We start from the raw sequence: 9006 nt of genomic DNA on the forward strand, positions 1-9006 counted from the left end.
CGCACCGCGACGACGGGACCGCACGGCGTAGAGGTTTCCTGCGATAATCGCGGCCATGCATGGGTGGGCGTCGGCCGGGCCGTGGGACGTGATCGAGCGGAGCATCGCCACCGGTGTCCCGCCCTTCGTGCTGTCCGTCGTCGGGGTGCTCGTCGCGCTGACCGCGGTGCTGTCCGCGCGGTTCCCGCGGAAGTCGGCCCGGCCGCTCGACGACCTGGCCGACGACCTGGCGGCGGCGATGCGGAAACGAAGCGGCCAGGAGGTCGTCGAACGGGACCTGACCGCGCCCCTGCCGATCACCTGGCACCGCGCCTCCGCGCCGATCGGCGCCTCGGCGCGGCACGCCCTGACCGGCCCGTTCGAGCCGCTCCCCGGGGCGGAACGCGTCACCGGCCAGGAGCTGGCCGAGGGCACGCACAAGCAGCTCTACGCGCTCTACGCCGGTCTGCCCTCCGGCCGGCTGATCATCGCCGGTCCACCCGGCGCCGGCAAGAGCACCGCGGCCGTCCTCCTGTTCCGGGACGCGCTGGCGGCGCGCGAGCAGGCCGGCCCGGAGCACCGGTCCCGCATGCCGGTGCCGATCCTGGTCAGCCCGCGCGGCTGGGACGCGATCACCACGCCGTTCGCGACCTGGATCGCCGACCGGATCGCCGAGGTCCCCGGCCTCACCGCCAAGGACGCGGCACGGCTCGTCGCCGGCCACCGGATCGCCGTGCTCGTCGACGGCCTGGACGAGATCGGCGAGGGTCTGCGCCCCGTCGTCCTGCGGGAGCTGAGCCGACAGGCCAACCTCCGGCTGGTGCTGCTCAGTCGGATCGACGAGTTGACCGGTGCCGTCCGACGGCATCCACTGATCGGCGCGGCGGGCGTCGAGCTGCGGCCCGTCGACGAGGAGGTCGCGGTCGACTACCTCCTGAGCCGGCTCGCCGATCCGCCGCCGCCGGCCTGGCAGAAGGTCACCGACCGGCTCCGGCAGGGGCCGGCCGGCCCGCTCACCGGCCCGCTCAAGAACCCGTTCCTGCTCACCCTGCTCCGGGACGCGTACGAGCCGCTCGACCCGGTGGACGAACTTCTGGACCGTCGACGGTTCCGCAAGGCCAGCCAGGTCGAGCGCCACCTGCTCGACCGGGCGCTGGCCACGGCGTACGCCTCCGGCCCGGACCGGCCACCGTCGCGTTACTCGCTGCGCACCGCCCAACGGACACTCGGCTTCCTCGCCCATCACCTCGGTCGCACCGGCGCCGACGGCCTGAAGTGGTGGAACATGCCGCCGACGGGTCCGTCCCCTCCCCTCCCGGCGCTGCTTTTCGCCCTGGCGGTCTGGTACACGACCGCGATCCCGATCAGCCTGCTGCTCGGCCTGTCGTACCGGCTCGCCGAAGGGCGGGAGATCACCAGCGGGTTGCCAGTGGGTCTGCTCATGGCTTTCCTGTCCACCTTCATCGTGATCCGGGAACGGAAACCGATGCCCAGACGGGTGCCCCGGCGCTGGTGGCGAGCGATGTTCGTGCCACGCCGGATGCTGGTCACCCTTCCCCTCGGGTTCGGGTTGATCCTGCCGCTGACACTGCTCGGCTCCGCCCTCCCCGGCGTCGGCGGGTGGCTGCTCACCGGGCTGGCGGCCTGGCTCACGATCGAGCTCGGCGGGTCTCTGTTCGCCGCCGCGCAGCCCGACGACTACGCGCTCGATCCCCGGCGGTCGTGGCGGGACGACGCGGCGGCGAGCACGATGCTGGCGGCCACCGCGGCGACGGCGGCGTTCGTGGGCGGCACCGGCTTCGGCATGCACTTCGACGTGAGCCTGCCCCGGGTCCTGGCGATCGGCGTGCTGGGCGCGCTCGCCAGCGCCGTCTGGCTCTGGTCGGTCTCCACCACCTGGCGCACGTGCTGCCGGCAGGTCGAGATGGCCGTGCGCTTCCGGACCCCGCTGCGGATGCGGCGGTTCCTGGAGGACGCGCGGGAACGGCAGGTCCTGCGCACCTCCGGGCCGGTCTACCAGTTCCGGCACGACCTGCTCCGGCAACACCTGGCCGACACCTGGGGCGGGGCCCGACGGTCGGTGCCGCGCCAACCGGGGGCGTCGCCCGGGCGAGGGGCAGCCGGGCGGGTCACCGGCGCCCGGGGGCGGAACGCCTAGGGCCGGCCGGCTCCGGTGCGACAGACCCCTAGTTCGCCGTCGCCGGCGGCATGGACTCCTGGGCGACGTACGTGCCCATCGGCACCGTGGTCACCACCGGCTCGGGCTGCTCCGGCTCCGCGTACGGGACCGGCGAGTCGGTGACCGCGAACTGGGTCCGGTACAGCTCGGCGTAGAGGCCGCCGACCGCCACCAGCTCGTCGTGCCGGCCGCGCTCGACGATGCGACCCTCGTCGAGCACCAGGATCTGGTCGGCGTCGCGCACCGTGGAGAGCCGGTGCGCGATGACCAGCGCGGTACGCCCGGTCAACGCCACCGACAGCGCCCGCTGCACCGCCGCCTCGCTCTCCGAGTCGAGGTGTGCGGTGGCCTCGTCGAGGATCACGATCGACGGGGCCTTGAGCAGCAGCCGGGCGATGGCGATGCGTTGCTTCTCGCCGCCGGAGAAGCGGTAGCCCCGCTCGCCGACCGTGGTGTCGAGCCCGTCCGGCGTGGCCCGGACCAGGTCGGCGACCTGCGCACCGGCCAGCGCCGCCCAGATCTCGTCGTCGGTGGCGTCGGGCTTCGCGTAACGGAGGTTCTCCCGGATCGTCTCGTGGAACAGGTGCGAATCCTGGGTGACCACGCCGATCTCGTCGCGCAGCGAGGCGAGCGTCGCGTCGCGCACGTCGACGCCGCCGACCAGCACCTGGCCGTCGCTGACGTCGTAGATCCGGGAGATCAGCATGGACAGTGTCGACTTGCCGGCGCCGGACGGGCCGACCAACGCCACCATCTGCCCGGGCTCGACGGCGAACGAGACGCCCTTGAGCACCGGCTCGTTCACCGTCCGGTCCAGCGTGGCGACCTCCTCCAGCGAGGCCAGCGACACCTCGGCGGCGCTCGGGTAGCGGAAGCGCACGTCCCGGAACTCGACCCGGCCGTTGCGCGGCGGCACCGGCACCGCGTCGGGCTTCTCCGCGATGGCCGGACGCAGGTCGAGCACCTCGAAGACGCGGTCGAAGGAGACCAACGCGCTCATCACGTCGACCCGGACGTTGGACAGCGCGGTGAGCGGGCCGTAGAGGCGGGTCAGCAGCAGCGCCAGCTTGACGACCGTGCCCGCGCTGACCGCGCCGGTGACCGCGAGCCAGCCGCCCACGCCGTAGGTCAACGCCTGGGCCAGCGAGGCGACCAGCAGCATCGCCACGAAGAACGTGCGCGAATACATGGCGGACTGGATGCCGATGTCGCGCACCCGCTCGGCCCGACCGGCGAACCGGTCGGCCTCCACCTCGGGTGCGCCGAAAAGCTTCACCAGCAGCGCGCCCGACACGCCGAACCGCTCGGTCATGGTGGCGTTCATCTTGGCGTCGAGGTCGTAGGACTCGCGGGTGATCTCGGCCAGCCGCCGGCCGACCCGGCGGGCCGGGATGATGAAGATCGGCAGCAGCACCAGCGCCAGCACGGTGATCTGCCAGGACAACACCAGCATCGCCCCGGCGGTGAGCACGAGCTGGATGACGTTGCTGACCACCCCGGACAGCGTCGAGGTGAACGCGCGCTGGGCGCCGAGCACGTCGTTGTTGAGCCGGCTGACCAGCGCGCCGGTCTGGGTGCGGGTGAAGAACTGCAACGGCATCCGCTGGACGTGGTCGTAGACCCGGGTGCGCAGGTCGAGGATGATGCCCTCGCCGATGCGGGCCGAATACCACCGCTGGGCCAGCGAGAACAGCGCGTCGGCCACGGCCAGCGCGGCGATGATCAGGGCGAGCCGGACCACGGTGTCGCGGGCGTCGGGACCACGGCCGGCGATCGCGTCGATGACGTCACCGGCGAGCAGCGGGGTGGCCACACCGATCACCGCGGCGACGATCACGGTGAGCAGGAAGACGACGATGTCGCGCCGGTACGGCTGGGCGAACGCGACGATCCGCCGGGCGGTGCCGCGCTTGAGCCGGTGGGCGGAGACCTCGTCGCGGTTGCGCAGCGACCGGAGCATGCTCCAGCCGCCCATGCCGCCGCCGGCCATGTTGCTGGACACTCGTCACCTCCGGGTCGTCGGGCAGCGCGGACCGCCGGGGTCAATTCTCCCGACGCCTGTGACAACCTCGCGAGTAACCCAGATCTTCCCCCGGGGTCCTTACCGCTATTCGCCGCGCCCGGCCAGGTCCCGGATCCGACGGGTCTGGGCCTCCCGCTCGGCGCGCTGCTGCTCGGCGTGCGAGCGCCCGGCCGCGCCGGCGAGCAGCGCCTTGATCTCCACGACGGCGTCCCGGCTGTTGGCCAGCAGCCCGGCGGCCAGGTCACGCACCGCGGCGTCCAGCTCGTCGGTGGGCACCACGAGCGTGGCCAGGCCGACCCGGTCCGCCTCAGCGGCGTCCATCCGACGGCCGGTGGCGCAGATCTCCAGGGCGCGGGAGTAGCCGACCAACTCCACCAGGCGGCGCGTGCCGGCCAGGTCGGGGACCAGCCCGAGCGTCACCTCGGCCATCGAGAGCTTCGCGTCGGCGGCGAGCACCCGCAGGTCGCAGGCGAGCGCGAGCTGGAAGCCGGCGCCGATCGCGTGGCCCTGCACGGCGGCGATCGAGACGACGTCCGGTCGGTGCAGCCAGGTGAAGCCGGCCTGGTAGGCGGCGATCCGGTCGGCGCACTCGGACTCGGAGAGCGTGGCCAGCTCGGCGAAGGAACCCGGCCCGGAGGCACCGGCGACCGCGAGGTCCAGGCCCGCGGAGAAGGCCCGCCCCTCGCCGCGTACGACGACGACCCGGACGTCACCGGGCAGGTCCCGGGAGAAGTCGCTCATGGCGCGCCACATCGCCGGGGTCTGGGCGTTGAGCACGTCGGGCCGGCACAACGTCACCGTCGCGACCGGCCCGTCGCAGTCGAGTCGAACTCCGGTCGTCTCGGTGGTCACCGGACCACCCGGAGCGCGACGCTGATGGACGACGCTGGGGGGCGGGTCACGCCTTCTTGCGGCGCCGGGCACCGCCGCGCTGCCGCAGCTGCACCCCGGACTCGGTGAGCACCCGGTGGATGAACCCGTACGAGCGGCCGGTCGAGGCCGCCAGCGCACGGATGCTCTCACCCCCGGTGTACCGCTTTACCAGGTCTTTGGCGAGCGTCTGACGCTCGGCCCCGACGATCCGGCGACCCTTCTCAGTGCTGGTGGCTGTGCCGGTGGCTGCCATGCTGATTCCTCACGTCCCAGACTGTGCGGTTCGGATACGGTCCCACCTATTAGACCGCCTCGAACGATCATGCGCCAGATATCAACTATTCGCCAACCGACACGCTACGCAATGTCAGCTTCCCGATAGAGTGATCCTCCCGGCCGTCCGATCCGTACCGGCCGGGTCGTATCGTGCCCCCGGTGACCGATCTGATCGCCGGCGCGGCCGGTGCCGCCGGCGTCTTCGCCGCCACCAACCTCGACGACATCGTGGTGCTCACCGTGCTCTTCGTGGCGTCCCGGACCGACGGCCGGCCGCGGCCCTGGCAGATCGTCGCCGGTCAGTACGCGGGCATCGGCGCGCTGGTCGCCGTCGCGGTGGTGGCCGCCGCCGGCCTGCTGGTGGTGCCCGACCCGTGGCCGGGCCTGCTCGGGCTGCTGCCGATCGCGCTCGGCGTCCGCGCGCTGCGGAACCGGGCCGGGGACGACGACCCGCCGGTGGTGGTCGGCACCCTGTTCGGCGTCGCCGGGATCACGGTGGCCAACGGCGCCGACAACATCGCGGTCTACGTGCCGGTCTTCCGCGCCCTCGACCCGCTCACCGGCCTGGTCTGGCTGCTGGTCTTCGCCGTGCTGGTCGCCGTGTGGTGCGCCGTCGCCGCCGCGCTCGGCGGCCACCCGCGGGTGGTGTCGCTGGTCGGCCGCGCCGGCCACTGGCTGGTGCCGACGATCTTCATCGTCATCGGCGCGGCCATCCTGCTCACCTCCGGCGTCCTCCCCCGGCTCGCCGACCTGCTCGGCTGAACCGCGCCGCCGGCCGCCGACCCGGGGTCAGGCCAGCTCGACCAGTTCGAGCAGGTCGTCGGACCAGGCGTCCTCGTCGCCGTCGGGCAGCAGGATGGCGCGGTCCGGCTTGAGCGCGCTGACCGCCCCCGGGTCGTGGGTGACCAGCACGATCGCGCCCGGGTAGCGGGCGATCGCGTCGAGCACCTGCTCCCGGCTGACCGGGTCGAGGTTGTTCGTGGGCTCGTCCAGCAGCAGCACGTTGGCCCCGGAGCAGACCAGCGTGGCCAGCGCCAGCCGGGTCTTCTCGCCACCGGAGAGCACCCCGGCCGGCTTGTCGACGTCCTCGCCGGAGAACAGGAACGCACCGAGGATCTTGCGCAGGTCGGTGTCGGTCTGGTCGGAGGCGGCGCTGCGCATGTGCTCCAGGATCGTCCGGTCCACGTCCAGCGTCTCGTGCTCCTGGGCGTAGTAGCCGAGCCGCAGGCCGTGCCCGGGGCGGACCTCGCCGGTGTCCGGCTTCAGCAGGCCGCCGAGCATCCGCAGCAGCGTGGTCTTGCCGGCGCCGTTGAGCCCGAGGATGGCCACCCGGGAGCCCCGGTCCACCGCGACGTTCACGTCGGTGAAGATCTCCAGCGACCCGTACGACTTGGACAGGCCGGCGGCGGTCAGCGGGGTCTTGCCGCACGGCGCCGGGTTGGGGAACCGGACCTTGGCCACCTTGTCGGCGTGGCGTACCTCTTCCAGCCCGGAGATCAGTTTCTCGGCCCGGCGGGCCATGTTCTGCGCGGCCACGGTCTTGGTGGCCTTGGCCCGCATCTTGTCGGCCTGGGCCATCAGCGCGCCGGCCTTCTTCTCGGCGTTGGCCCGCTCCCGGCGACGGCGCCGCTCGTCGGTCTCCCGCGCCTCCAGGTAGGCCTTCCAGCCGAGGTTGTAGGTATCGACCACGGAGCGGGTGGCGTCCAGGAACCACACCTTGTTGACCACGGCCTCCAGCAGCGAGCCGTCGTGGGAGATCACGATCAGGCCGCCCTTGTGGTTGGCGAGGAAGCCGCGCAGCCAGGTGATCGAGTCCGCGTCGAGGTGGTTGGTGGGCTCGTCGAGCAGCAGGATGCCGCCGCCGTTCTCGCCGGCGTCCCGGAACAGGATCCGGGCCAGCTCGATGCGGCGGCGCTGACCGCCGGAGAGCGTGCCGATGGTCTGCGCCAGGGCGCGGTCGGGCAGGCCGAGGTTGGCGCAGATCCGGGCCGCCTCGGCCTCGGCCGCGTAGCCGCCCAGCGAGGCGAACTGGTCCTCCAGCGCGCCGTAGCGGCGGACCAGCCGCTCGTCGTCGGCGCCCTCGGCGAGCTTGTCCTCCAGCTCCTTCATCTGTGCCATGAGCACGTCCAGGCCGCGTGCGGAGAGGACCCGGTCCCGGCCGGTGACCTCCAGGTCGCCGGTACGCGGGTCCTGCGGCAGGTAGCCGATGGCGCTGCGCCGGTCGAGCTGCCCGGCGTACGGCTGGCCCTCCCCGGCGAGCACCTTCAGCGTGGTGGTCTTGCCGGCGCCGTTGCGGCCGACCAGGCCGATCCGGTCGCCCGGCTGCACCCGCAGGGTGGTGTCGGACAGCAGGATCCGGGAACCGGCACGCAGTTCCAGGCCGGTGGCAGTGATCATTTCGGAGTACTCGCTCTCGGGGTCCGGAAGGGCTGACTCAGGGCACGCGAAAGCGCCGGCGGGTCTCGTTCTCCCGTCGGCGCGGGGCCGTTCAGCCTTCGCAGCGCAGCACGGTTCCAGTGTACCGGGCGCGCCGTGGTCGTCCCGCCGGATTACCGTACAAGATCATCGGGTACCGAATTCGCCGTCCGGACCCGGTCCGGTACCGCAACCACCACACACGGACAGATCGGTGATCGGGGTCAACATGGAGCTGAATGAGAACGCGCGGGTCGACACCAGCCAGGTGGACGACCGGCGAGGGTCCGGCGGGGGAGGCGGGATGGGCATCCCGATCCCGACCGGCGGCGGTCGCGGCGGGATCGTGGGCATCATCATCGCCGTGCTGGTCGCCCTGGTGGGCGGCGGCTTCGGCCTCAACGCGGCCACCAACGGCGGCGACGACTCGGCGCAGGGCGACAACACCTCGCTGGAGCAGAAGTGCTCGGCGGACGACGCGTTGAAGCAGCTCGACTGCCGCAACGCGCTCTACGTCAACTCGATCCAGGCATACTGGCGCACCGCCATGCCGGAGGTGTTCGGCGAGCAGTACAAGCCGTCCAAGACGGTCTTCTTCAGCCAGAACGTCAGCACCGGCTGCGGCGCGGCCGACTCCGGCGTCGGCCCGTTCTACTGCCCGGCCGACGACCTGGTCTACATCGACCTCACGTTCTACCGCCTGCTCGCCGACCAGCTCGGCGCCAAGGGCGAGTTCGCCCAGCCGTACGTGCTGGCCCACGAGTACGGCCACCACGTGCAGGACCTGCTCGGCACCGAGGCGCAGATGCGCCGCCAGCAGCAGCGCGACCCGCAGAGCGCCAACGCGCTCTCGGTGAAGCTCGAACTCCAGGCCGACTGCTACGCCGGCGCCTGGGCCAAGAACGCCACCGGCACCGCCGACGAGCAGGGCCAGAAGATCTTCGAGAGCATCACCGACCAGGACATCCAGCAGGCGATCGACACCGCCGAGAAGATCGGCGACGACGCCATCCAGCAGCGCTCCGGCCGGCCGGTGAACCCGGACGAGTTCACCCACGGCAGCTCCGAGCAGCGCAAGCAGTGGTTCACCAAGGGCTTCTCCACCGGCGACCCGAAGGCCTGCGACACCTTCGGCGCCGGCCAGTAGACCGGCCGCTCCCCGCTCGGGCCGGGGGGGGGGGCCCCGGCGCGGCCCCCCGCGCCCGGGCCGCGCCCGCCACCGGGGGGGGGGGGGGGGAGCGCCCCCCGGGGGCCAGGGGCG

7 protein-coding genes are annotated in these 9006 nt (G+C 72.5%); 3 read left to right on the forward strand and 4 right to left on the reverse strand.

Features of this window, described 5'->3' with window-relative positions:
- The first annotated feature begins 55 nt into the window (after positions 1 to 55).
- A complete protein-coding gene (locus tag ACLQ2W_RS33310) occupies positions 56 to 2137 on the forward strand; it encodes an NACHT domain-containing protein (RefSeq protein ID WP_425791802.1) in 2082 nt (693 codons plus the stop codon).
- Between the two features lie 28 nt (positions 2138 to 2165).
- On the opposite strand, the gene ACLQ2W_RS33315 is transcribed toward ACLQ2W_RS33310, so the two are convergent.
- The 3 genes from ACLQ2W_RS33315 to ACLQ2W_RS33325 all read right to left on the reverse strand — a co-directional run bounded on the left by ACLQ2W_RS33315 (position 2166) and on the right by ACLQ2W_RS33325 (position 5307).
- On the reverse strand, positions 2166 to 4148 hold the full coding sequence (locus ACLQ2W_RS33315; RefSeq protein ID WP_425791813.1) for an ABC transporter ATP-binding protein: 1983 nt from the start codon (positions 4146 to 4148) through the stop codon (positions 2166 to 2168).
- Positions 4149 to 4265: 117 nt separating this feature from the next.
- Complete coding sequence (locus ACLQ2W_RS33320) at positions 4266 to 5033, reverse strand: enoyl-CoA hydratase/isomerase family protein (protein ID WP_425791804.1); 768 nt, start codon at positions 5031 to 5033, stop codon at positions 4266 to 4268.
- Between the two features lie 46 nt (positions 5034 to 5079).
- A complete protein-coding gene (locus tag ACLQ2W_RS33325) occupies positions 5080 to 5307 on the reverse strand; it encodes a helix-turn-helix domain-containing protein (RefSeq protein WP_007072022.1) in 228 nt (75 codons plus the stop codon).
- Positions 5308 to 5489: 182 nt separating this feature from the next.
- On the opposite strand from ACLQ2W_RS33325, the gene ACLQ2W_RS33330 reads away from it, so the two are divergent.
- On the forward strand, positions 5490 to 6092 hold the full coding sequence (locus tag ACLQ2W_RS33330; RefSeq protein ID WP_425791806.1) for a cadmium resistance transporter: 603 nt from the start codon (positions 5490 to 5492) through the stop codon (positions 6090 to 6092).
- Positions 6093 to 6119: 27 nt separating this feature from the next.
- Here the strand turns inward: ACLQ2W_RS33330 and ACLQ2W_RS33335 are convergent, their stop codons facing one another.
- The gene (locus tag ACLQ2W_RS33335) at positions 6120 to 7727 is read right to left on the reverse strand and encodes an ABC-F family ATP-binding cassette domain-containing protein (RefSeq protein WP_425791808.1); all 1608 of its coding nucleotides are present in this window, start codon (positions 7725 to 7727) and stop codon (positions 6120 to 6122) included.
- A gap of 247 nt (positions 7728 to 7974) precedes the next feature.
- On the opposite strand from ACLQ2W_RS33335, the gene ypfJ reads away from it, so the two are divergent.
- The gene (ypfJ, locus tag ACLQ2W_RS33340) at positions 7975 to 8892 is read left to right on the forward strand and encodes a KPN_02809 family neutral zinc metallopeptidase (RefSeq protein ID WP_405090377.1); all 918 of its coding nucleotides are present in this window, start codon (positions 7975 to 7977) and stop codon (positions 8890 to 8892) included.
- Positions 8893 to 9006: the final 114 nt, after the last annotated feature.

The organism is Micromonospora sp. DT227, assembly GCF_049841835.1.
GTDB lineage: Bacteria > Actinomycetota > Actinomycetes > Mycobacteriales > Micromonosporaceae > Micromonospora.